Source organism: Burkholderia sp. BCC0405 (assembly GCF_902833075.1).
Lineage (GTDB): Bacteria > Pseudomonadota > Gammaproteobacteria > Burkholderiales > Burkholderiaceae > Burkholderia.
Genome location: NZ_CADFEO010000016.1, coordinates 65181 through 88806, shown reverse-complemented (window position 1 = coordinate 88806; position 23626 = coordinate 65181). Strand labels below are relative to the sequence as shown.

The 23626-nt window shown below is 68.3% G+C and carries 23 protein-coding genes; 5 read left to right on the top strand and 18 right to left on the bottom strand.

Going from position 1 to position 23626, the window contains the following annotated elements; translation table 11 throughout:
* Positions 1 to 96: 96 nt before the first annotated feature.
* The 3 genes from thiL to HWX36_RS24775 are packed head-to-tail and all read left to right on the top strand — an operon-like array spanning position 97 to position 2168.
* On the top strand, positions 97 to 1095 hold the full coding sequence (gene thiL / locus HWX36_RS24785) for a thiamine-phosphate kinase (protein WP_175955649.1): 999 nt from the start codon (positions 97 to 99) through the stop codon (positions 1093 to 1095).
* Positions 1085 to 1636 (top strand): phosphatidylglycerophosphatase A, encoded by a 552-nt coding sequence (locus HWX36_RS24780; RefSeq protein WP_175955647.1) that lies wholly within the window; start codon positions 1085 to 1087, stop codon positions 1634 to 1636. Before thiL ends, HWX36_RS24780 begins: the two co-directional genes overlap by 11 nt.
* Positions 1637 to 1667: 31 nt before the next feature.
* Positions 1668 to 2168: a CinA family protein gene (locus tag HWX36_RS24775; RefSeq protein WP_175955645.1), complete on the top strand. Its 501-nt coding sequence runs from the start codon at positions 1668 to 1670 to the stop codon at positions 2166 to 2168.
* A 38-nt stretch (positions 2169 to 2206) separates the two neighbouring features.
* Here the strand turns inward: HWX36_RS24775 and HWX36_RS24770 are convergent, their stop codons facing one another.
* The 18 genes from HWX36_RS24770 to mpl all read right to left on the bottom strand — a co-directional run bounded on the left by HWX36_RS24770 (position 2207) and on the right by mpl (position 22092).
* Positions 2207 to 3265 (bottom strand): haloacid dehalogenase-like hydrolase, encoded by a 1059-nt coding sequence (locus tag HWX36_RS24770; protein ID WP_175955643.1) that lies wholly within the window; start codon positions 3263 to 3265, stop codon positions 2207 to 2209.
* Between the two features lie 223 nt (positions 3266 to 3488).
* Positions 3489 to 4316 (bottom strand): orotidine-5'-phosphate decarboxylase, encoded by an 828-nt coding sequence (pyrF, locus tag HWX36_RS24765; protein ID WP_175955641.1) that lies wholly within the window; start codon positions 4314 to 4316, stop codon positions 3489 to 3491.
* A 39-nt stretch (positions 4317 to 4355) separates the two neighbouring features.
* Entirely contained in the window at positions 4356 to 5417 is a 1062-nt protein-coding gene (locus HWX36_RS24760) for an aldose 1-epimerase (protein WP_175955639.1), read from the bottom strand.
* A gap of 49 nt (positions 5418 to 5466) precedes the next feature.
* Positions 5467 to 6273: an SDR family oxidoreductase gene (locus HWX36_RS24755; RefSeq protein WP_175955637.1), complete on the bottom strand. Its 807-nt coding sequence runs from the start codon at positions 6271 to 6273 to the stop codon at positions 5467 to 5469.
* A gap of 29 nt (positions 6274 to 6302) precedes the next feature.
* Positions 6303 to 7319 (bottom strand): L-arabinose ABC transporter permease AraH, encoded by a 1017-nt coding sequence (araH, locus tag HWX36_RS24750; RefSeq protein WP_175955635.1) that lies wholly within the window; start codon positions 7317 to 7319, stop codon positions 6303 to 6305.
* A gap of 70 nt (positions 7320 to 7389) precedes the next feature.
* Positions 7390 to 8901 (bottom strand): L-arabinose ABC transporter ATP-binding protein AraG, encoded by a 1512-nt coding sequence (gene araG / locus HWX36_RS24745; protein ID WP_175955632.1) that lies wholly within the window; start codon positions 8899 to 8901, stop codon positions 7390 to 7392.
* Between the two features lie 67 nt (positions 8902 to 8968).
* Positions 8969 to 9964, bottom strand: coding sequence for an arabinose ABC transporter substrate-binding protein (locus HWX36_RS24740; protein ID WP_175955630.1), 996 nt, complete (start codon positions 9962 to 9964; stop codon positions 8969 to 8971).
* A 102-nt stretch (positions 9965 to 10066) separates the two neighbouring features.
* Positions 10067 to 10846: an SDR family oxidoreductase gene (locus HWX36_RS24735; RefSeq protein ID WP_175955628.1), complete on the bottom strand. Its 780-nt coding sequence runs from the start codon at positions 10844 to 10846 to the stop codon at positions 10067 to 10069.
* Positions 10846 to 11523: a 2-dehydro-3-deoxy-6-phosphogalactonate aldolase gene (locus HWX36_RS24730; RefSeq protein ID WP_175955626.1), complete on the bottom strand. Its 678-nt coding sequence runs from the start codon at positions 11521 to 11523 to the stop codon at positions 10846 to 10848. The genes HWX36_RS24735 and HWX36_RS24730 overlap by 1 nt, the downstream gene beginning before the upstream one ends.
* Positions 11524 to 11546: 23 nt before the next feature.
* The gene (locus HWX36_RS24725; RefSeq protein ID WP_175955624.1) at positions 11547 to 12572 is read right to left on the bottom strand and encodes a 2-dehydro-3-deoxygalactonokinase; all 1026 of its coding nucleotides are present in this window, start codon (positions 12570 to 12572) and stop codon (positions 11547 to 11549) included.
* Complete coding sequence (locus tag HWX36_RS24720) at positions 12569 to 13468, bottom strand: IclR family transcriptional regulator (RefSeq protein WP_175955622.1); 900 nt, start codon at positions 13466 to 13468, stop codon at positions 12569 to 12571. The genes HWX36_RS24725 and HWX36_RS24720 overlap by 4 nt, the downstream gene beginning before the upstream one ends.
* Positions 13469 to 13817: 349 nt before the next feature.
* Positions 13818 to 14216 carry an EF-hand domain-containing protein gene (locus HWX36_RS24715; RefSeq protein WP_175955620.1) on the bottom strand — a complete coding sequence of 133 codons (399 nt, stop codon included), beginning with the start codon at positions 14214 to 14216 and terminating at the stop codon, positions 13818 to 13820.
* An 82-nt stretch (positions 14217 to 14298) separates the two neighbouring features.
* Entirely contained in the window at positions 14299 to 15909 is a 1611-nt protein-coding gene (locus tag HWX36_RS24710; RefSeq protein WP_175955618.1) for a peptidase S10, read from the bottom strand.
* A gap of 448 nt (positions 15910 to 16357) precedes the next feature.
* Positions 16358 to 17095 (bottom strand): monofunctional biosynthetic peptidoglycan transglycosylase, encoded by a 738-nt coding sequence (mtgA, locus tag HWX36_RS24705; protein WP_175955616.1) that lies wholly within the window; start codon positions 17093 to 17095, stop codon positions 16358 to 16360.
* A 14-nt stretch (positions 17096 to 17109) separates the two neighbouring features.
* Positions 17110 to 17976, bottom strand: coding sequence for a shikimate dehydrogenase (aroE, locus tag HWX36_RS24700; RefSeq protein ID WP_175955614.1), 867 nt, complete (start codon positions 17974 to 17976; stop codon positions 17110 to 17112).
* The gene (locus tag HWX36_RS24695) at positions 17973 to 20060 is read right to left on the bottom strand and encodes an RNB domain-containing ribonuclease (RefSeq protein ID WP_175955612.1); all 2088 of its coding nucleotides are present in this window, start codon (positions 20058 to 20060) and stop codon (positions 17973 to 17975) included. The genes aroE and HWX36_RS24695 overlap by 4 nt, the downstream gene beginning before the upstream one ends.
* A gap of 80 nt (positions 20061 to 20140) precedes the next feature.
* Positions 20141 to 20710, bottom strand: coding sequence for a YqiA/YcfP family alpha/beta fold hydrolase (locus HWX36_RS24690; RefSeq protein ID WP_175955610.1), 570 nt, complete (start codon positions 20708 to 20710; stop codon positions 20141 to 20143).
* Positions 20707 to 22092 (bottom strand): UDP-N-acetylmuramate:L-alanyl-gamma-D-glutamyl-meso-diaminopimelate ligase, encoded by a 1386-nt coding sequence (gene mpl, locus HWX36_RS24685; RefSeq protein WP_175955607.1) that lies wholly within the window; start codon positions 22090 to 22092, stop codon positions 20707 to 20709. The genes HWX36_RS24690 and mpl overlap by 4 nt, the downstream gene beginning before the upstream one ends.
* 246 nt (positions 22093 to 22338) lie before the next feature.
* On the opposite strand from mpl, the gene HWX36_RS24680 reads away from it, so the two are divergent.
* A complete protein-coding gene (locus HWX36_RS24680; protein WP_175955807.1) occupies positions 22339 to 22983 on the top strand; it encodes a UDP-N-acetylmuramate--alanine ligase in 645 nt (214 codons plus the stop codon).
* A 7-nt stretch (positions 22984 to 22990) separates the two neighbouring features.
* Positions 22991 to 23542 (top strand): TlpA disulfide reductase family protein, encoded by a 552-nt coding sequence (locus tag HWX36_RS24675; protein ID WP_175955805.1) that lies wholly within the window; start codon positions 22991 to 22993, stop codon positions 23540 to 23542.
* Positions 23543 to 23626: the final 84 nt, after the last annotated feature.

Sequence of the window (23626 nt, the reverse complement as noted above, 5' to 3'; positions counted from 1 at the left end):
TACAACAGCCGCGACAAAAATGGTCGGAACGGTGCGGGAACGCCGCCGTTCGCCTCGTACAATGCCGTTCCTTCAATCGTTTCGGATCCATCCGCCGTGCCAGCCGCCCTCTCCGAGTTTTCGCTGATCGAACGCTTCTTCACGCGCCGCGCCGCGCAGGGCGCACGCGCGTCGACGCTCGGCATCGGCGACGATTGCGCGTTGATCACGCCCCGATCCGGGAAATTGCTGGCCATTTCGACCGACATGCTGGTGGAAGGCCGCCACTTCTTCCCCGACGTCGCGCCCGACGCGCTCGGCCACAAGACGCTCGCGGTCAACCTGTCCGACCTCGCGGCGATGGGCGCCGAGCCGCGCGCGTTCACGCTCGCGTGCGCGCTGCCGCGTGCCGACGCGGCGTGGCTGGAAGCGTTCAGCAACGGGCTGTTCGCGCTCGCCGAGCGCTACGGTTGCGAGCTGATCGGCGGCGACACGACGAGCGGCCCGCTGAACCTGTGCGTGACCGTATTCGGCGAAGTCGCGCCCGACGCGGCGCTGCGCCGCGATGCCGCGCGCGACGGCGACGACGTCTGGGTGTCCGGCACGCTCGGCGATGCGCGCGCCGGCCTCGGCGTCGCGCGCGGCGAATGGGCGGCCGGCGCAAACGAGGCAGCCGCGTTCCGGCGCGCGCTCGAGCGCCCCGAACCGCGCATTGCGCTCGGCCTGGCGCTCGCGGGCGTCGCGCACGCGGCGCTCGACATCTCGGACGGCCTCGCCGGCGACCTGCAGCACATCCTGGCCCGCTCGAACGTGCGCGCCGAAATCGATGCCGACGCGGTGCCGCGCTCGGCCGCGCTCGCCACGCTGCCGCCCGACGTGCAGCGCCGCTGCACCCTGGCCGGCGGCGACGACTACGAACTGTGCTTCACCGCGCCGGCGGCGGCCCGCGCGGCGGTCGAAGCGGCCGGCGCGACGGCCGGCGTGACGGTCACCCGAATCGGTACAATACGCGCGTTGTCCGCGCCGTCGGAGCAGCCCGCGATCGCGTGGCGCGATGCCGCCGGTGCAACCCTCGCTCTCACGTTGCACGGCTTCGACCACTTCCATGCAGACTGACCCGACGCCCGCGCACGCCGCGGCCGAGCCCGGCGCCGCATCCGGCGGCAACGCGCCGCGGCGCGCGACCGCGCGCTTCATGCTGTCGCACCCGGCGCACATCGTGTCGCTCGGCTTCGGCAGCGGGCTCGCGCCGATCATGCCCGGCACGTTCGGCTCGCTGTTCGGCTGGCTCACGTTCGTCGTGCTCAACCGCTACCTGACGGTGCCCGAATGGTGGGCGCTGATCGCGATCGGCTTCGTGGCGGGCACGTGGCTCACCGGTTTCACCGCGAGGAAGATGGGCTCGGCCGATCCGGGCGCCGTCGTCTGGGACGAGATCGTCGCGATCTGGCTCGTGATGCTGTTCGTCACGCCCGCGACCTTCGTCGGCCAGCTGTGGGCGTTCGTCGCGTTCCGCTGCTTCGACATACTCAAGCCGCCGCCGATCCGCTATTTCGAGCGCCGCCTGAAAGGCGGGCTCGGCATCATGGTCGACGACCTGGTCGCCGCGTTCATGACGCTGCTCGTGATCGCCCTGTGGCGCTCCGTCGTCGGCTGACCGATTTCCCGACTCCCGTTTCCCGACGCGCATGCCAACCGATTCCGTCGTCCACCAGCTTGCGATCCGCGCAGGCAACAAGTTGCGTGACGAGCACCTGACGCTCGCCACCGCCGAATCCTGCACCGGCGGCATGATCGCCGCGGCGATCACCGACATCTCCGGCAGCAGCCAGTGGTTCGAGCGCGGCTTCGTCACGTACTCGAACCAGGCCAAGATCGAGATGATCGGCGTACCGCACGACCTGATCGACAAACACGGCGCCGTCAGCGAGCCCGTCGCGCGCGCGATGGCCGAAGGCGCGCTGCGCAACAGCCGAGCGCAGGTCGCGCTGTCCGTCACCGGCATCGCCGGCCCGGCCGGCGGCAGCGAGAAGAAGCCGGTCGGCACCGTGTCGTTCGGCTGGAGCAACCGGCTGCATACCGACGTCGAGACGCTCGTGTTCAAGGGCGACCGCGAGCAGATCCGCACGCAGGCGGCCGCGCATGCGCTGCGCGGGCTGCTGAAGCTGCTCGACGAGCGCGAGGGCTGATCGAGCCGGGGGCGCGCAGCGCGCCCCCGCTTGCCCGCTTACTGGATCGCGTCGGGCTTCACGACGATCCAGTTCTTGTCCGCCGTCACCGGCAGGCCGAGCGATTTCTGCTGCGCGGCCGATTCGTCCGACCACGCGCGGATCTGCGCCATCTGCTTGTCCTTCTTGTTCACCCACACGCGCACGCCGCCGCGCGCGACGTCGGTCGCATTCAGCAGCATGTAGCCGTCAGACGTCGGCGTGTCGCCCGCGACGAGCACCGGCTTCTTCCACTGGTCGATCCAGCCGACGATCGAGCCGAGCTTGCCTTCGTACCACGTCATCGGGTTCATCAGGAACGGCGTGATCACCAGACCGCGGTTCGCGGCCTCGTCGTACTTGCCGGCCTTGATCTGCAGCCGCGAGGTGGTCAGCGAGCCTGTCGCCGGGTCGCGCAGCAGCGTCGTCACGCCGATCACGTTCTGCGGCTTCACGTTGTAGCCGTACTTCGGGTCGGACAACACGAGCCGCGCGAGTTCCTCGTGCGCGGCCGTCATCACGTAGACCTCGATTCCGTTCTCGCGCAGCGCGTTGTACAACTCCTGCATCCCGCGGAAGAAACGCGGCGGGTTCACCGTGCCGTCGACCACCTTGTCGCCCTGCCAGTAGCGGATCGGGATCGGCTTGCCGTCGGCGAGCATCGCGTCGACGTGGCGCTTCAGGTCGGCCAGCGACTGGCCGGCGAATGCCTGCGCGATCCACGGGTAGCAGACCAGGTCGTCGATCTCGCACAGCCGGTAGTAATAACTCATCAGCGATTCCTTGTAGTCGGCGGAATCCTTGAACGGGATCAGCTTCAGCGACGGGTCGAGCGTGTCGCGCGTCAGCACGCCGCGGTTCTCGAGGTACGGCAGCAGCGACTCCTCGAGGTCGTAGCGGTAGGTCGTGTTGTCGGCGTCGAACACCGCGTAGTCGCCACGGTTCGCGTGCGCGGCGATCATCGCGCTCAGCGCCTTCGCGCTGTCGGCCGGCCAGTGCGAGAGATCCGCCGCATGGGCGAAGCTCACGCACAGCGACGCGGCAAGCGCGCTCAGAAGACGTCGGGACAACTTGGGCATGGCGTCGCTCCTTTCTTGACATTTTCGTTACGGATCGATGACAAGCGGCAGCATCGCGCGATTCGCGCGCGGGGATGCGGTGCGCAAGCGACGGGAAGTTGTCCGCGTGCGCCAGTGCGGGCCGGGCGGCGGGAGGAGCGGGAAAACGGCAGGGAAGCGACGGGCTCGCGCCTGGGGGAGCCCGCCGGAACCGGCTGCCCGGGCAGGCAGCCGATGCGGCCAATCAACGATGCGCGTTGATCGTGTCGCGGGTCTTCTGCGCGGCGAGCGCCGCGGCTTCGGCGAAATCCTCGCCCTTGCTCGCGTACAGGATCGCGCGCGACGAGTTGATCATCATGCCGGTGCCGTCGGCCGTGCGGCCCGCGTTGACGGTCGCCTGCACGTCGCCGCCCTGCGCGCCGATGCCCGGAATCAGCAGCGGCATGTCGCCGACGATCCCGCGCACGATCTCGATTTCCTTCGGGAACGTCGCGCCGACCACGAGGCCGAGCTGGCCGTTCCTCGCGTTCCACTTGTTCGCCGCGAGGTCGGCGACGACCTGGTACAGCGGCCGGCCGTTCGTGTCGAGGAACTGCAGGTCGGAGCCGCCCGGGTTCGACGTGCGGCACAGCACGATCACGCCCTTGCCTTCGTGCTCGAAGTACGGCTCGACCGAGTCGTAGCCCATGTACGGGTTCACCGTGACGGCGTCCGCGCGGTAGCGCTCGAACGCTTCGCGCGCGTACTGCTCGGCCGTGCTGCCGATGTCGCCGCGCTTCGCGTCGAGGATCACGGGCAGGCCCGGATGCTGGAGGTGGATGTGCGCGATCAGCCGCTCGAGCTGGTCTTCCGCGCGATGCGCGGCGAAGTAGGCGATCTGCGGCTTGAACGCGCTCGCGTATTGCGCGGTCGCGTCGACGATCTGCCGGCAGAATTCGAAGATCGCGTCGGGCTGGCCGTCGAACTGCACGGGAAAACGCGTCGGCTCGGGATCGAGGCCGACGCACAGCAGCGAGTTCGTGCGCTGCCACGCGGCGCGCAGCGATTCGATGAAAGTAAGCGGGGAAGACATGGCGGGTACTCGCGGCAAACCGTTGGTAGACCGCGTATTTTACCCGCGTCGCCGGCGCGCCTCGCGTGTCGCGGCATTGCCGCGCGCATCGGTGCGCTCGACGGTGAACGCGAAACGCCGCGTGAGCCGCTCGCCGGGCGCGAGCAGCGTCATCCCGTGCGCGGTCGCGCCGCCCGGCAGGTTCACCGCATTGATCGGATGATCGACCGGCTCGAAGCAGAAGAAATCCTCGCCGGGCGGCGTATAGAGCACGTACGCATCGGCGTCGGCCGCCACCGTCAGCGACAGCCCGCGGCGCGGCCAGCTCACCGTCGCGTGGCCGCCCCAGCCGGTGAACGCATGATTGACGAGCGCGGCCGGCAGCGGATACGCGACGCCGAACTGCCAGGCCGGCGGCACGCTCACATGCCGCACCGGCAGGAAATCGGCGCCCGACAGCCACAGCCCGCCGGCGGCCGCGGCCAGCTCGGTCGCGGCATCGCGCACGAGGAACGGATGCACGCCGAGCCCGAACGGCAGCCGCGCGCGCCCCGCGTTCTCGATCGTCAGCGCGATCGACAGCGTTGCGTCGTCGAGCTCGAACGACTGGATCGCGCGGAACGCATACGGCGCGCCGGCGGTGCGATCGAGCGACAGTTGCAGCGACGTGCCGGTCGCATCGTCCACCTGCCACGGTGCGAGCCAGCCGTCGCCGTGGATCGGCATCGGCTCGTCACGGCGGTTGCGCGGCACCGCAACGCTGCGCCCGTCGCATTCGAAGCGCCCGTCGCCGATCCGGTTCGAGTAAGGCAGCAGCGGATAGCACGCGAGCTCGTTCGGGTCCGTCGCCATCTCCGGATGCTCGCAGCGGCGGAACACCGGCATCAGCGCGCCGTTGTCGCCGCGCCAGTCGAAGCGCGCGATGCCGCCGCCGAGATGCGGCAGCACGTCGAGCCGCAGCAATGCGTTCGACAGCGTGACGGCTGCCGCATGCGCGGCGCCGACGCCCTGCGCGAAGGCAGCCGTCTGCGGGCCGGGGCTGACCGGCTGCGCGGCGGCGGCCAGGCGCGCGCGGCGCGACTGGCTGGTGGACGACGATGCGTGCGAGGACGTGGCGGTCATGGTGAACTCCTTTCCTTCGTCGAAGAAACGATGCAGGTCGTGCGAACGGTCAGGCCCAGCCGCCGTCGACGATCACGTCCTGCGCGGTGATCATCCGGCTGTCGTCGGCTGCCAGGAACAGCGCCATCCGCGCGAGATCGGCCGGCAGCAGTTCGGCATCGAGGCACTGGCCGGCCTTGATCGCCGCGCGGCCCGCGTCGTCGAGCCACAACCGGCGCTGCTTGTCGGTCATCACCCAGCCGGGCACCAGCGAATTCACGCGAATGCCGAACGGGCCGAGGTCGCGCGCGAGACCGCGCGTCAGCCCCTGCACGGCCGCCTTCGCCATCACGTAGACGGGATAGCCGCCGTTCTTCAGCATCCAGCTGATCGAGCCAAGGTTGATGATCGCGCCGCCGCCTTGCTGCTTCATGTCGTCGATCACCGCCTGCGCGGCGAAGAACTGGTGCCGCACGTTCACCGCGATGCCCGCGTCGAACGATTCGGGCGTCACGTCGCCGATCGCGTGGCGCGCATCGTTCGCCGCATTGTTCACGAGCACCGCGATCGCACCGATGCGCGCGCGGATCGCGTCGATCGCATGGCGCAGCGCGCCGATGTCGGTCAGGTCGCACGGCAGGAACAGCGGCGCATGACGGACGTGCGCGAGGCTTTCCGCCAGTGCGGTACCGGCCGCCGCGTCGAGGTCGACGAACGCGACGCGCGCGCCCTGTTCGGCGAAGTGCTCGACGAACGCCGCGCCGATGCCGGTCGCGCCGCCCGTGATCAGCACCGCGCGATCCTCGAGGCTCGGATACCGTGCATAGCGTGCGTGACTCGCGGTGTGCGGGCCGTGCACGGAAGTGTCGATGGTCATGCGGTTCGTCTCCGTAAGAGTAGATCGGGTCAGTCGCGAACGCCGCGGTTCTTCAGCTGGTCGAGCAGCACGGCGGCGAGCAGGATCGCGCCGCGCACGAGGTACTGGTAGAACGCGTCGATGTTCAGCAGGTTCATCACGTTCTCGACGGTGCCCATGATCAGCACGCCGATCACGACGCCCGAGATCGTCGCGCGGCCGCCCATCAGCGACACGCCGCCGAGCACGCACGCGGAGATCACGTTCAGCTCGAAGCCCTGCGCGGCGTTCGGCTGGCCCGACGTGATGCGCGATGCGAGGATCACGCCTGCGAGCGCCGTCACCGCGCCCTGGATCAGGAAGATGTACACGCGCGTGCGTTCGACGTTGATCCCCGCGAGCCGCGAGGCTTCCGGATTCCCGCCGATCGCGAGCGTGTTGCGGCCATACACCGTCTGGTTCAGCAGCACGCCGAACGAGATGAAGCACAGCAGCGTGACCCAGATCGGCAGCGACACGCCGAACAGGGACAGCCCGCCGAGCGCGATGAACGTATCCGACGACACGCCGACCGCCTGCCCCTTCGACACGATGAAGCCGAGCCCGCGCACGATCTCCATCGTCGCGAGCGTCGTGATCAGCGCGTTGATGCGCAGGTACGCGATCACCGCGCCGTTCACGAAGCCGATCGCGGCACCAGCCGCGACCGCCGCGACGATCGCGACGAACGTGTTGTCGGTCGCGTTCAGCACCATCGCGCACAGCACGCCCGAGAACGCGACGGTCGAGCCGATCGACAGGTCGAAGTCGCGCGACGCGAGACAGAACATCATCGTGCACGCGACCATGCCGATCTGCGAGATCGACAGCGCGAGGCCGAGCATGTTGTCGATCGAGAAGAAGTGATCGACGGTGAGCGACATCGTGATGAACATCACCGCGAAGATCGCGATCAGGCTGTATTCGGTCAGATGCTGCCACCACTTCTGGCGGTCGCTCTGCTGCGGCACCAGCGCGTCGGCCGACCGCTTCACGGCGGCGCCGCCAAGGTTTTCGTTGACTTGCATGATTGTGTCTCCTGCTCCTGCATTGCACGGCCCGCGCCGCGCGTGTCCGATTCGATTGTCGTGTCCGGCGTCAAGCCGCCTCGACGGCGTTCGCCTGCGGTAGCGCCAGGCTCAGCACCGCGTGTTCGTTCGCCTGTTCGCGCGGCAGCTCGCCCGCGATCCGGCCTTCGCGCATCACGACGATGCGGTCGGACACGCCGAGCACTTCCGGCAGCTCCGACGACACCATCACGATCGCGCAGCCGCGTTCCGCGAGCCGGTAGATCACGTCGTAGATCTCGTGCTTCGCGCCGACGTCGATCCCGCGCGTCGGTTCGTCGAGGATCACGACCTTCAGGTCGGGCTCCGCGAGCCAGCGCGACAGGATCGCCTTCTGCTGGTTGCCGCCCGACAGGAAGCGGATCTTCTGCCGCCGGTTCGGCGTCTTGATCTTGAGCCGCTGGATGAAGCGGTCGGCCGTTTCGCTTTCGGCCTTGCGGTTGATGAAGAGCCCCGCGCGCAGCGAATGGCGGCGGCAGCTGATGTTGATGTTCTCCGCGACCGACGCGATCGCGATGATCCCCTCTTCCTTGCGGTCCTCGGGGCACAGCACGATGCCGTGGCGAATCGCGTCGCCGGTGCGCTTCACGTCGATGCGCGCGCCGTCGAGCATCAGCACGCCCGCGCGCCGGCGGTCCGCGCCGTACACGAGCCGCATCAGCTCGCTGCGGCCCGCGCCGACGAGCCCGAAGAAGCCGACGATCTCGCCCGCGCGCACCGAGAAGCTCGCGGGTTCGCGCAATGCCGGGCCGTCGATGCCTTCGGCCGCGAAGCGCACATCGCCGAGCGCGCGCGGCGCGTAATGGTAGATGTCCGAGATCTCGCGCCCGACCATCTCGGCGACGAGCCGTTCGCGCGGCACGTCGGCCAGCGATTCGTGCGACGCGATCTTGCGCCCGTCACGGAAGATCGTGCACGCATCGCACAGCCGGTAGATCTCGTCCATCCGGTGCGAGATGTAGATCAGCGCGCGGCCCTGCGCACGCAGGTCGTCGACGAGCTTGAACAGCACCTCGGTCTCGCGATGCGACAGCGAGCTGGTCGGTTCGTCGAGCGCGATCACGCGCGCATTGCGCATCAGCGCCTTGCAGATCTCGACCATCTGCCGCTGCGCGATCGACAGCCGCCCGAGCTTCGCGTCGGGATCGAGATCGACGCCCATCGCGGCGAGCCGCTCGCGCACGTGGCGCTTCGCCTCGCGCTTCTTCACCCAGCCGAACGCATTCGGCAGGCGGCCGAGCAGCAGGTTTTCCGCGACCGTCAGGTCGGGCACGTACTGCAGCTCCTGGTGAATCACCGCGATGCCGGCCGCGATCGACGCGGCCGCACTCGCGAACTGCACGGGCTGGCCATCGACCAGCACGCTGCCCGCATCGGGCTGGTATTCGCCGCCGAGAATCTTCAGCAGCGTCGACTTGCCCGCGCCGTTCTCGCCCATCAGGCCATGCACCTCGCCCGCGTGCACGTCGAACGAAATGCCGTCGAGTGCGCGCACGCCAGGAAAGACCTTGCCGATATTGCCAAAACGCAGTGCCGCTGACACGTCGTCTCCCCACTTCCGGATCGATCGACCGCCGGCCGCCGCATCGCCGCGGCAGCCGGCGGGCCGCTTACTTCGACGCGAGCCCCATCTCCTCGCGCACCTTCGACACGTTGTCGCGCGTCGCGAGCATGCCCGTCGTCAGCGTCAGCGGCGGCGGCGCCTTGCCCTGCGTGATCCACGCGTACATCAGGTCCGAGGTTTCCTCGCCGTGGCGCTTCGGGCTGATGATCACGGTGCCGTAGAAGCCCGTCGGCTGCGGCTTCTTGAACTCGTTCAGCGCCGAATCGGAACCGCCGATGCCGATGCCGATCATGTTGTCCGCCTTGAAGCCGCGCCCTTCGGCCGCGCGCACCGCGCCGAGCACGGCTTCGTCGTTCAGGCCGTACGCCACCCAGTGCTTGAACTGCGGATTCTTCGTGAGCGCGATGTTCGCCGCGTTGAATGCGTTCTCGGTGTCGGTCTTCGCCTGCGGCGCCGCGATCACGTTCGCCTTCGGAAAGCCGGCAGCCACCAGCGCGTCGGTCGCGCCGCTCGTGCGGTCATGCGCGGTCGGCAGTTGCTCGTAGGTGATGTCGATCGCGCCGACGTCCTTCATGTCCCAGCCGCGCTTCTTGATTTCGGCCGCGATGCCGTCGCCGACTTGCTTGCCGATGTTGTACGCGGAGATCCCCATGTGCGGGACCGACTCGATCGGCTTGCCCGCGCCGTCGACGAGGCGGTCGTCGACCGTCATTATCTTCAGGTTGTGCGACTTCGCCTTCGCGACGATGCCCGGCCCGAGCTTCACGTCGGGCGTGCAGATGATGAAGCCCTGCGCCTTCTGCGCGGACAGGTTGTCGATCGCGCTCATCACCTTTTCACCGGACGGCGCGCCGATCTTCACGAGCGTGAAGCCCTTGTCCTTCGCCGCCATCTCGGCGAACTTCCACTCGTCCTGGAACCACGGCTCTTCCGGCTGCTTGACGAGGAAGCCGATCTTGACCGGATCGGCCGCGTGCACGACCGGGCTTCCGATCACCACCGCGGCCGCGGCGGCCAGCGTTACGAACGTTCTGCGTTTCATCTCCAGTGTCTCCTTGTCTTCATCGAACAGGATGCGGCCGCTTGTTGGTTTCGACGCAGCGTGCGCGCGGCCGTCGCACGTGCGGTCTTTCGAAGCGTTGCGTCAGTCGTGGTACAGCGCCGCGCGCCCGCCATCGACGGTGATGCACGCAGCATTGATGAACGGCGCCTCGTCGGACGCCAGGAACACGGCCGTCATCGCGACCTCCTCCGGCCGGCCGATCCGCTTCATCGGCTGCAGCGCGAGCGTCGCGGCGCGCGCGGCAGCCGGATCAGGCTGCGCGTCCCACCAGTCGCGCGTGAGCTGCGTCTCGATGTAACCCGGCGCGATCGCGTTCACGCGCACGTTGCGCGGCGCGTATTCGATGCCGAGCGCACGTGTGAGCCCCAGCACGCCATGCTTCGCAACCGGGTACGGAAAGCAGCCCGGGATGATCCTGAACGCGTGCGTCGACGCGATGTTCACGATGCTGCCGCTGCCACGCGCGACCATCCCCTCCAGCGCCGCGCGGCAGCCGTGCCACACGCCGTCGAGGTCGACCGCGAAGCAGCGGCGCCAGTCGTCGTCGGTCATCGTCAGCGGATCGGCGAACACGTTGATGCCGGCGTTGTTCACGAGCACGTCGAGCGGACCGAATGCCGCCTCGGTCTGCGCGAGCGCATCGCGTACCGCATCCTGCCGCGCGACGTCCGCCTGCAGCGGCAGCACGCGTGCGCCGGCGATCTCGCGCACAATTTCGGCGGCCGTGCGCTGCGCCTGCGGGAAATCGAGATCGACGAGCGCGACGGCCGCGCCTTCGCACACAAACGCACGGGCGATCGCGGCGCCGATTCCGCGGCCCGCGCCCGTCACCATCGCGACCTTGCCCGCGAGGCGGCTCATCATGCGGCTCCGCCGCGCGCGATGCGCAAGCCGGCCTGGAACGCGCGCGCGTTCGCCGCGGTCGCGTCGACCGACTGGCCGGGGCGGTACAGCGCCGAGCCGAGCCCGAAACCGTTCGCGCCGGCGTTGAGGAACGGCGCCATGTTGTCGGGCGAGATGCCGCCGACCGGGATCAGCGGCACCGCGCGGTCGATCACCGCGCGCCACGCCTTCACGACCGTCACGCCGAGCTGCTCGGCCGGGAACATCTTCAGCACGTCGGCGCCGTTCGCGAGCGCGGAAAACGCTTCGGTCGGCGTCGCGACGCCCGGTGCGCTCGCGAGGCCGCGCTCGCGTGCGCGGCGAATCACGGCCGCGTCGCTGTGCGGCATCACGATCAGCGCGCCGCCCGCATCCTGCACGCGGTCGACATACTCGGCGCGCAGCACGGTACCCGCGCCGACGATCGCGTCGTCGGGCAGCGCGCGCCGCAGCGCCGCGATGCTGTCGAACGGATCCGGCGAATTGAGCGGCACCTCGACGATCCGGAAACCGGCTTCGTACAGCGCATGGCCGTGGTCGGCCGCTTCGGCAGGCGTGATCCCGCGCAGGATCGCGATCAGCGGGCACGCGTCGAACGCGCGCATCAGTGCGGCGTGGGGCGTGTATGGCGCGGGCAACGTAAGGTCGGACGGCATGTCGGGGTTCCTCTGCAATCGGTTCATTGGTCGGCCAGGACGGGTTCGCCGTCCGCGCGCACGAGCCCGGCGCGCGACGCGATCCGCCACAGACCGCGCTCGGTCGCATGCGCGACGACCCGCGCGTGCATGTGGCCGAATACGCGAAGCGCATCGATATAGCGCGCGCACAAACCGTCATCGCCGATCAGCAGCAGCGGCTGGTCCGCAAGCGCGATGCCGCGCTCCGCAAGCATCGCGTCGAGCGCGTTGAGCTCATGGCCGATCAGCAGCCCGGACAGGTAGTCGCCCTGCGCATCGGGCGCGAGCCGGTCGGTCAGGCCGAGCGTGCGTGTGCTGAAGATCGTCGCGAGCAGCCCCGTGCGCTGCGCGCCGCGCGCGACCGAGACGCCGCGCACGAACGCCGCGCGATCGGGCGACACGCCGGCGCGCATCGTGCGGCCGAGGATCGTGTGGTCGCGCAGCGCCGCGAACAACTCGCCCGTCATGAAGGTCTGGAAGCGCTCGATCAATCCGTCCTTCACCCACGCCCATTTCGCATGGGTGCCCGGCAAGCCGATCAGTAGCCCTGAACGATCGGCGCCAAGCATGGGATCGCTCGCGAGTGCACCGAATATCTGCGTTTCTTCACCGCGCATCACGTCGGGCAGTTCGCCCGTCGCGATCACGCCCGGCACGATCGAGATCGTCGTGCCGCGCGACGTCGTCACCGTGATGAGGCCAGCGGCGAGCGCATCGGCGCCGGCCGGCACCGCGACGTACGGCGCCTCGCGCCAGCCCTGCGCGCTGCCGACCATTCCGGCGGCGAGCACCGGCAGGCCCGGCGTGCGGTCGAGCCAGTCGCCGCACGCGTCCTCGAACACCGCGTCGAACGCGCGCGCGCCGCCGCCCGGCACGTGCATCACGCCCGCCGGGCGGCTGCGCGTGTCGATGAGCGCGCCGTGCGCGTCGTACAGGTAAGCGCGCAGCGACGTCGTGCCCCAGTCGAGCGCGATCAGCGACGGCGTGGCGGTGCTGGCATCCGGAACGGGCCGGGTCGAAGTCGTCATCGTTTGATCCTGCGGGTACCCTGCGGCGGGCTCCAGCCCAGTTCCGCGGAAATGGCTCGCGCCTCGCGCTGCACGAGCGGAATCAGTTCGTCCATCCGGTCGTGCGGCATGTACGGAATCGTGCTCGCAACCGACACGGCCGCGACGATCGCGCCCGATGCATCGCGGATCGGCGCGGCCACGCAGCGGATCGACGCCTCGTTCTCCTCGAGATCGAACGTATAGCCGCCGGCCGCGTAATGCGCCATGCGCTGCAGGAACGCGCTCGTCTCGGGCCGGTTGTCCGGCTTGAAATTGACGCCGGCAAGCGCACGCCGGGCCGCCTCGAACAGCGCGCGCCACGTGTCGGGGTCGGTGTCGAGCATCATCGCCTTGCCGATGCCGGTCGACGCGAGCGGCATCCGGTGGCCGACGCGCGAGCGCATCTCGAGGCCGCGCGTGCCGGGAATCTTGTCGATGTACAGCACGTCGTCGCCGTCGCGCACGCCGAGATGGATCGTGTCGAGCGTCGCTTCCGCGAGCGCCTCGAGGTGCGGGCGCGCGACCGCGGTGAGCGGCATCTGCTCGAGCGCGATCGTGCCGAGCTCGATCAGCTTCGGGCCGAGCAGGTAGCCGCCCTGCACCTGGCGCAGGTAGCGCGCCTGCACGAGGCTGCTCACGAGGCGGTGCGTGGTGCTGCGCGTCGTGCCAAGCGCGGCGCCGATCGCGCGCATGTCGCGCGCGCCGTTCGCGATCGCCTCGAGGATCGCAAGACCGCGCAGCAGCGTCTGCGTGCCGGCCTGCTGCGCAGCAAGATCGAGCGGCGTGCTGGTCGCGCCGATGCTGTCGGTCAGCGACGCATCGCCCGGCGTCGCACGCCGGGCGTCGAGGGCAAGTGTGTCGGGCATCTTGGTCATGGGGCGGGCTTCTTCAACGGAACCGGTGAAGCCGTTCGCACGATGCCGGAACTGCGTCCGGCGTCGCGACGAGGCGGCGGTCGATGCACCGAATAAAGCGCCCGGCGAACGTCATGGAAGGTGTCTCCGTGTGCGTCGGGCGCCGCGCGATGCATGGGTCCGAAGCTGTCGATGTGCTTCGGATTGTAGGAGCGCACGCACTCGCCTCCAATATTTGAATGCGTTGCCCAAATAATGAGAATTCGGCGCGAATCCGCCGTGTACGCGACGTAACGGCCGCTTCATGTGAACGGGGGCGGAACCCGCTGCGCAGCAGGTTCCGCCCCCGTTTGCTCACCGCGCGCCGCGCTTACTGCTGGCTCGTGCTGCGTGCCTGCATGTAGCGCTGGACGTCCGCGAACGACACACGGCCGCTGCCGCCCGAGTCGATCTGCCGGAAGTGGTTCGCGACATAGCCGAGGCCGGCCGCGCGCGCCTGCGATTCGGTGATCGAACCCGTGTTCTGCACGTCGGCTGCGCTGAACTGCCGCGCGAGCTTGCGCACCACCTGCGCATGCAGCGCGGCGCCCGTCGTCTGCGTGCCGGCGGTCGGCTTGCGCGCGGCCGGCGGCACGTACGGGTCGCCGAGTTGCGCCTGGCGTGCACGCACCGGCGCGGCGGCGTCGCTCGCCTGTGCGAACGCGGATACGGATGCTGCGGCGCCGACGCATGCGAGCGCCGCGGCAACGACGATGAAACGGTTCTTCATATCAGGCTCCAGTCTGGAATGAGGTCATCGACGGCAGGCGCGGCGCCACCGCGGGCGCGCGTCGCCTGCCTTGCGCATCGCATCAGTGCGCGGCCGCGTTATAGAAGGTCACGAGGTCGGCTTTCTCCTGCGGACGCGACGTATCGTCGAGATAGACCATGTGTCCGCCCTGATAGTCCTTGATCGTCAGGTTCGGTTGCGTCCCGAGCCGCGCGAGGTCGAGCTCGGTCTGGTAGAACGGCGTCGCGATGTCGTGATACCCGTTCAGCGACAGCACCTTCAGTTGCGGATTCAGCGACAGCGCCGCGGCCAGATCGGGGATCGTGTCGGGCATCGCGAGGCCGTCGTGCGTCCAGTCCCACGTGTTGATCGCATTGCTGCTCAACGAGTAGGCCGACTGCGCGGTGTACTTCAGCTCGTTCGGCAGGTATTTGCCGATCGTGTCGGTGAACGGCTGCGTGATGTACGTGCTCGACGGGTCGCCGCCCGATGCCAGCGGGCTCGACACCGGCACGTTCACGCGCGCGTCGTAGCGGCCGATCAGCGTGCCCGGGATCAGCGACAGCTGGAAGCTGTTGTCGAAGAAGGTCGGGATCACGTTGAAGTTCGCATTCCACAGCGACTGCTTCACGCCGGTCGAATTCGCCATCGTCGTGACGAGGGTCGGCGGCGGCGGCGTATGGCTCGCCAGATACGCGTTCACGGCGGGCGCGTAGCTGCCGGCCGTCAACAGGCGCATCTGGTCCGCATACTGCGGCAGGCTCGACGGGTTCGGATTGTCGAGCTGGTAGTACGCGCCGACGGTGCCATACGACGGCACGAAGCCCGCGCAGCTCACCGGGCTCGAACCGTTGTTCGAGTTGCCGATGTAGTCGCTCGCCATGTCGCAGTTCGTGTTGTAGTTCAGGATCGACGACTGCAGCACGATGCCGTCGAGCTTCACGCCGGCCGTCTCGAGCAGGTTCGCGAGCACGTCGGTGCGCGGCGTGCCGTACGATTCGCCGAACAGGTATTTCGGCGAATCGTTGCGCTGGTTCACGCTCAGGTAGCGCATCACGAAATCGCGAAACGCGCCGCCGTCCTGGTCGACACCCCAGAACGTCTGGTTCGTGTTCGGCGCGACCGCTTCGGAGAAGCCGGTGCCGATCGCATCGACGAACACGAGGTCGGTCGTGTCGAGCAGGCTTTCCTGGTTGTCGACGAACGGGAACGTCGACGTGTTCGCATTCGGGTCGCCCGTCTGGATCCGGCGCGGGCCGAACGAGCCGAGGTGCAGCCACACCGATGCGGAGCCGGGGCCGCCGTTGTACAGGAACGTGACGGGCCGCTTCGCCGCGGGCTGGTTGTCGGCCGTATAGGCGACATAGAAGAACGATGCTTCGGGCGCGCCGGTCTGCGGATTGCGCGCGACGAGGTGGCCGGCCGTGGCCGTGTAGTGGATCGTCTTGCCGTTCAGTGTGATCTGGTGATGCGTGACGGCGGCTTTTTCAACCGCGGCGGAGGCGTCGAGCGACGCGTTCGCGCTCGACGAATAACTGTTCGGATCGTTGTACGCCCTGTCCACCTGACTGGCGGGATCGGCTGAGCTGTCGGCGCTGGCAGCAGCGGACGATGTCACGTCGTCGTTGCAGGCCGTCAGAATCAGCGAAGAAAACACCACTCCTAACAACAGCTTCGCTTTGCTCGCTGGCATCGTTGCTTTCCTTCTCTCGGATGTTTTTTGTATCGAGCAGCCGGATAAGCCGCCCCCCGCCTCGATTGCGGCCGATAAGCCGAGGCGCTGGCCAATATACGCGAGCCCGTCAGCTTTGAAAAATTTTGAAATATTTGGCTCGCGGCCGGTGCAGCGCACACCTTTCAGGAATGCTTCGGTTCGTGAAACATTACATTTCACATACCTTTCACACACTTTCCCGTTTAGTCTGAAATACTAAAAATTCCAGAATTTCGTGCTATATCGACTAACAAAGTCGCGCGGCGCGCGGCATTGCTCGGCAAAACGAAATAGACGAATTCGTCTAAAGGATGTGGCCCGAAATGCGCGCGACACGAATGCGCTGCAGTGCACAAACGACGCACGAGCGGCTCACGAGCGGCGCACGGGTGGCGAAACGGTCAATGCGACGGCGCGAGCGCGCCGTTCACTCCGATTGCGGCAGTTCGGCCGCACCCATCCGGCGGGCAATGACTGCCGCACGCTGCGCCTGGTAGGCGGAGCCGCGGTGCGCGTCGAACCAGCGCGGCTTCGGCAGCATCACCGCGAGACGCGCCGATTGCCACGCGCCGAGCCGGCTGGCGGGAATCCTGTAGTAGTAGCGTGCGGCTGCCTCGGCGCCGTACACGCCGCGTCCCCACTCGACGGAATTCAGGTAGATCTCGAAGATCCGCTCCTTGTCGAGCACCGTTTCGAGCATCCACGTGATGATGAGCTCCTGCCCCTTGCGGATGTAGCTCTTCTCGCGCGACAGGAACAGGTTGCGCGCGAGCTGCTGCGTGATCGTCGAGCCGCCCGCGACGATCCGGCCGCGCGCCTTGTTCTTTTCCCACGCCTGCAGGATCGCGTCGACGTCGTAGCCGTTGTTGGTCGCGAAGGTCGAATCTTCCGACGCGATCAGCGCGCGCTTCAGGTTGCGCGAGATCTGGTCGTACGGCACCCATTGATGCTGAATCTGCGCGGGCGGCTTGTCGTGCGACAGCCACCACGCGTCGGTACGCATGAACGCGGTCGAGCCCGGGTTCACGAACGACCACAGCGCGATCTGCACGAGATAGAACAGTTGCGTCGCGAACCACGCGCCCGCGAACACCGAGCCTGCATAGACGATCCAGCGGGCCGGGCTCACCGTCCGCGTGGGCTGCGTGCCGCTCACCGCCACCACGTGCCGCGCTCCGTTCAGCTCGCCGCGAGCGCCTGGCGCAGCGCCGCCAGCACCGGTGCGCCGTCCGGCCGCACGCCGCGCCAGATGAAGAACGATTCGGCCGCCTGCTCGACGAGCATCCCGAGGCCGTCGGCCGTGCGCGCGCCGAGCGACGCCGCATGCTGCATGAACACCGTCGGCTGCGCGCCGTACATCATGTCGTACGCAAGCGTGCCCGCGCCGAATGCGGCCGCGTCGCACTCCGGCAGCGCGGCATCGAGGCTGCCGGCCGTCGCGTTGATCACCACGTCGTACGGCTCCGCGCGCACGACATCGGGGCCGCCACCGGCGAGCGTGCAGCCCGCATCGTGCGCGGCCTGCATGAACTGCCCGACGAGTGCCTCGGCCTTGCTCGCGGTACGGTTCACGATCGTGATCGACAGCGGCGCGCGGTCGAGCAGCGGCAGCACGACGCCGCGCGCCGCGCCACCCGCACCGAGCAGCAGAATGCGCGCGCCCGCCAGCGACACGCCGAGATTCGCTTCGATGTCGCGCACGAGGCCGACACCGTCGGTGTTGTCCCCGTGGATGCGGCCGTCGGCGTCGAAGCGCAGCGTATTCACCGCACCCGCCGCTGCCGCGCGCGGCGACAGCGTGTCGGCGAGCGCATGCGCTTCGAGCTTGAACGGCACCGTCACGTTCGCGCCGCGCCCGCCTTCGGCGACGAACGCGCGCACGGCAGCGTCGAAACCGTCGACCGGCGCGAGCCGGTGCGTATACTCGACCGGCTCGCCCGTCTGCGCGGCGAATTGCGCATGGATGAACGGCGACTTGCTGTGCGCCACCGGGTTGCCGAACACGACATAGCGGTCGGCGCCGCTCGTCGACGCAGCCGCGCTCATGATGCGCGCCCCTCTTCGCCGGCGTTGCCGTTCGCGGCTTCGCCGCCTTCACCGGCCGCCGCGCCTTCCGCTTCCGCCATCGCTTCGGCCTCGGCTTCGGCCGTCGCGTCTTCGGCGTCGATCAGCGTGTCGTCGCCACCTTCGGCGTCATCCTCTTCCTCGGCCGCGTCGCCGCTCGTCACGGCCGGCGCGTCGAGCACCTTCACCAACCGCACCGATGCCTCGATCGTCAGCTCGTCGAGCGACATCACGTCGAGCAGCACGCGCGTGCCGCGCGCATGCACGCCGAGCCCCGGCACGTGCAGCAGCAGCGGAATTTCCTCGAGGCGCACGAGATCGCCCTTCACGACGCTCGCGACGACCTGCTTCTTCTGCTCCTGCGCAAGCCAGCGCAGGCACCAGAAATACTCCATCCGGCGCTGGTAGTCGGCATAGGCCGTGTAGGTGTCGTCGAAGCCCTGCACGACCGCATAAAGATCGGCGTCCTTCGGCTTGAACGGTGCGGCGAGCTTCGCAGTGACACCATGCTGCACGCACGCGAGCAGTTGCCACTGGTTCACGAGGTCGACGTAGCGGCGCAGCGGCGACGTGCTCCACGCGTACTGCGCCACGCCGAGGCCTTCGTGCGGCGCGGCCGTCGTCTGCATCCGCGTGCGCTTCGGGCCCGGCGCGCCGAAGCCCCGCTGCGAGCGGTAGATGCCCGGCACCGTGTGGTCGTGCAGGAATGCCCCCCAGGTCGAGTTCGCGAGGATCGCGAGCTCCGACACGATCAGGTCGAGCGGCGAGCCGCGGCGGCGCGGCGTGATCGACACGTGCTCGCCGTCGACGTAGAAGTTGTAGTCGGTGTTGCGCTGCACCTCGCGCTTCAGGCCGTAGCCCGCGCGCGCGACCTGGCGCTTCTCGAACAGCGCCTGCGCAAGCGGCCACAGCACGGCGATGTCGTCCTTGTGCGGATAGTCGCCGGTGCCGGCCGCGAGCGTCTCTTCGTTGACGAGCTCGTCGAGGTGGTTGTGGCGCAGGTTGCTCTTCACGAACACGAGCTCGGCGCGCGTCTCGTTCGCGACGATCTCCTGGGTTTCGCGGTTGACGATGATGTACAGCGACAGCGCCGGGCGGTAGTCGCCTTCCTTCAGCGTGAACACGTCGACGACGTCATCCGGCAGCATCGTGATCTTGTCGCCCGGCATGTAGACGGTCGACAGGCGCGTGCGCGCGATCGCGTCGACCGCGTCGCCGCGCACGATGCCGAGCGCCGGCGCCGCGATGTGCACGCCGATCCGCACACGGCCGTCGGCCAGGTGCTCGACCGAGAACGCGTCGTCGATTTCGGTCGTCGTGACGTCGTCGATCGAGAACGCCTGGACGTCCGCGCGCGGCAGGTCGTCGGGCAGCGCGCCGACCGTGACGGGCGGAAAGCCCGTGCCGTGCGGGAAGAACTCCGCGAGGAAGCGCGCCTCATGCAGCGCACGCGGCGACGCGATGCCGCCGCAGTCGAGCATCAGCCGCGCCGGCGACACGCCGCGCGCACCGGCCGCCGCCTCCATCGCCTTGTATTCGATCGCGTTCTTGTCCGGCCGCGTCAGCAGCCCGAGCACCTTGCCCGCGAACGCGTCCGGCAGCTTGCCGGCCTTCAGTTCCTCTTCATACTGCACCTGGACGAGCGCCTGCTGGCGCTTGCGCTCGAGCGACGCGAGCGCCATCTTGAGCTGGTCTTCCGGCGCGCGCTGGTACTGGCCGCGCCCCTTGCGGCGGAAGTAGACGGGCGAGCCGTGCAGTCGCAACACCAGCGCCGCACGCTCGACCGGGCCGTACGTCGCGCCGAAGTATTCCGCGGCCAGCGCCGTGTACGCGAACTCGTCGGCCGGCGCGCATTCCCACAGGAAATCCAGATCGATCTGCTGCGCGGCCGAGTCGGCCTCCTGCATCAGTTCGCTTGCGGCCGGCTTGTCGAATTCGATCAGCACGTCTTTCGCGCGCACCTTCGCACGCCGCCCGCCGGGCAACTCGACCTGAAACGCGTCGCCCTGGCGCGACAGCACGCTGCCCGCCTTGAAACTGCCCGATTCCTCGAAGAAAACGTTCACTCAGTACTCTCGTTCAGACTGCCGGGCGCCGCGTCGGCGGCGCCGCATGATGATGGGAATTCGATCGGCACATGGCCGGATTAAGACGTCTTTCCGTCGCAAAAGGCGAGAACGTCGTCGACATAGTCGGCAAACTCGCTGATCCCGTGATCGCTGCCCTCGATCACGTGCGTTTTCGCGCCCGGGTAATGCGCGAGCATCTCGCGGTAATCGAGCACTTCGTCACCGGTCGCCGCGAACAGATAGTAGCGTTCGGCACGCGTGATCGCCGGCACGCGCAGCGCATCGAGTTCATGCAGGTGACGGCGCTCGACGACGATCGTGCCGCCGCCGTGGTACAGCGGCTGTTCGCCGAGATGCTGCTCGAGATCGCGCTGCGGCACGATGGCCGGATTCAGCAGTACGGCCTTCCAGCCGTGCTTTTCGGCCAGCCACGTGGCGTAATAGCCGCCGAGCGAGCTGCCGATGACGGTCACGTCGCGCGCGCCGGCCACCTCCGCTTCCGCGACCGCGATCGCCTCGAGCGGCGACACCGACAGCGACGGGCACCGCCACTCTCCGGTGCGGCCGAGTTCGGCCATGCGCGCCGCGAGCTGGCGCGACTTCTGCGATTCCGGCGACGACCGGAAGCCGTGCAGATACAGGATCACGTGCGGCTCCCGAGCGCATCGAGCAGCTTCTGGTGCACGCCGCCGAAGCCGCCGTTGCTCATCACGAGCACGTGGTCGCCCGGGCGCGCGGCTGCGACGACGGACTTCACCAGCAGGTGCAGGTCGTCGAACGCGTGCGCGTTCTCGCCCAGCGGCGCCAGCGCCTCGGCCAGATCCCAGCCGAGCGCATCGCGCCCGGTCGGCGCGCCGTAGCCGAACACGAGATCGGCGTCGGCCAGGCTCGCCGGCAATTGCGACTTCATCACGCCGAGCTTCATCGTGTTCGAACGCGGCTCGAGCACCGCGAGGATGCGGGCATTCTGGCGGCCGATGCGGGCACGAAGGCCGGCGATCGTGGTTTCTATCGCGGTCGGATGGTGCGCGAAATCGTCGTAGACGGTCACGCCGTCCACGCTGCCGCGCACTTCCATACGGCGCTTCACGTTGCGGAACGACGCGAGGGATTCGGCCGCCTGCGCGGGCGGCACGCCCACATGGCGCGCAGCCGCAATCGCCGCCAGCGCGTTCATCCGGTTGTGATCGCCCTGCACCTGCCACGCGACTTCGCCGACGCGTTCCGCGTGCGAATACACCGCGAAGCGCTCGTCGACCGGCACGCCGTCCTCGGCCGGCAGCGCCTGCCAGCCGCCGTCGACGCCGAACCGCTCGACCTCGCTCCAGCAGCCGCGCGCCAGCACGCGCTCGAGCGCATCCGAGCGGCCGTTCGTGACGATCCGGCCGACACCGGGCACGGTACGCACGAGATGGTGGAATTGCGTCTCGATCGCCGTGAGATCCGGGAAGATATCGGCATGATCGAATTCGAGATTGTTCAGCACCGCGGTGCGCGGCCGGTAGTGGACGAACTTCGAGCGCTTGTCGAAGAACGCCGTATCGTATTCGTCGGCCTCGATCACGAAGAAGCTCGAATCGGTGAGCCGCGCCGACACGCCGAAGTTCAGCGGCACGCCGCCGATCAGGAAGCCCGGATTCAGGCCCGAATCCTCCAGCAGCCACGCGAGCATCGACGACGTGGTCGTCTTGCCGTGCGTGCCCGCGACCGCGAGCACCCATTTGCCGGCCAGCACGTGCTCGCCGAGCCACTGCGGACCCGACACGTACGGCAGGCCGCGATCCAGGATCGCCTCCATCAGCGGATTGCCGCGCGTGACGACGTTGCCGATCACGAACAGGTCCGGTTTCAGGTCGATCTGCTCGGCGCCGTAGCCCTCGATCAACGTAATGCCCTGCGCCTCGAGCTGCGTGCTCATCGGCGGATAGACGCCCGCGTCGCAACCCGTCACCGTGTGGCCCGCCTCGCGCGCGAGTACGGCGAGACCGCCCATGAAGGTGCCGCAGATGCCAAGAATGTGGATGTGCATAGATGAATGCTTTCGCGCCGCCGGGCGCCGTCGATTCGGAAAGGATGCGTGTGCGGCGCGCCGGACGAGCCGTGCGGCCGGCGCCCGGCCAACGGCTTTTGCCGCGACACAAAGGACACTATTGTAACTGACGGCCTGCCGTGCCCGGCGGCCCGAACGCTGCGCGCGAACGGCGCCGGCACGCCGGGCGGCAGGCCGCCGCACCCGCGCTCGGGCCCTGCGGCGATCGAGTATGATTGCCGGATCATGTCTCGCAAAACCCTTCTCGACCCGCGGCGCGTCCGCGAGGAAATCGCCCAGTCCGCCGCCCGCCTGATCGCGGAGGACGGCCTGGACTATGCCGGCGCGAAACGCAAGGCCGCGCGCCAGTTGCTGGGCGATACGCGCGTTGCCGGCGAATGGCTGCCGGATAACGACCAGATCGAGGAAGAACTGCGCGAGTACCTCGCTCTGTTCCAGAGCGACACGCAGCCGGACGAGCTGCGCCGCCTGCGCGAAGTCGCGCTCGACTGGATGCGCCGGCTCGCCGAGTTCCATCCCTATGTGACGGGCGCCGTGCTGAACGGCACCGCGAACGCGCATTCGGATATCCATTTGCAGGCATTCACCGACAACCCGAAGGACGTCGCAATCTACCTGCTGAACCAGAACGTCCAGTACGACGTATCCGAGACGCGGCACTTCGCGGGCCGCGCCGACGTCGAGACGCTCAGTTTCCTGTGGCGCCCGCGGCGCGACGTGGACGCGATCGGCATCCACCTCGCGCTCTATGCGAGCGACGACCTGCGCGGCGCGGTCAAGGCCGACGCGCGCGGCCGGGTCGCCCGTGCGGATGCCGCTGCGCTGCGTGCGCTCGTCGAAGCAGGCAAGACCCCTTCCGAACCGGAATGATTCAACGATGATGATGAAACGCATGTTGGCGCTCGCGGTGGTCGCGGCCGCCGCCGTTGCCGGCGGGCTCGCCGCCGGCCACTGGTTCCGCGGCACCGCCGATGACGGTGTCGCCGTCGCCGCGCCCGCCGCACACGGCAGCCCGGTCGAACAGCTGTGGGCGGCGTCGCTGACGGGCACCGACGGCAAGCCGGCCACGCTGTCCGCCTTCAAGGGCCAGAAGGTCGTCGTCAATTTCTGGGCGTCGTGGTGCGGCCCGTGCGTCGAGGAGATGCCGGAGCTCGTCGCGCTGTCGCATCAATACAAGCAGAAGGGCATCCGTTTCATCGGGATCGGCGTCGATTCGGAACAGAACGTGAAGAACTTTCTGCAGAAGGTGAAGGTCGACTATCCGGTATTCATCAGCGGATATGCGGGCGCCGATCTGGCCCGTAATTTCGGAAATACCGCCGGCGCGTTGCCGTTTACGGTCGTCATCGACGAAACCGGCAAGATTCGCGAGACAAAATTGGGACAAATCCAACCGGCCGAGCTGAAAAAGACGCTCGACGCACTGTAACCTGCCTGGACGGCGGCCCGCACGTTGGCAGCGATTTGCCCGTGGATCGCCGCAATTTCGCGTGAATTCGCCGATACTTTGCTT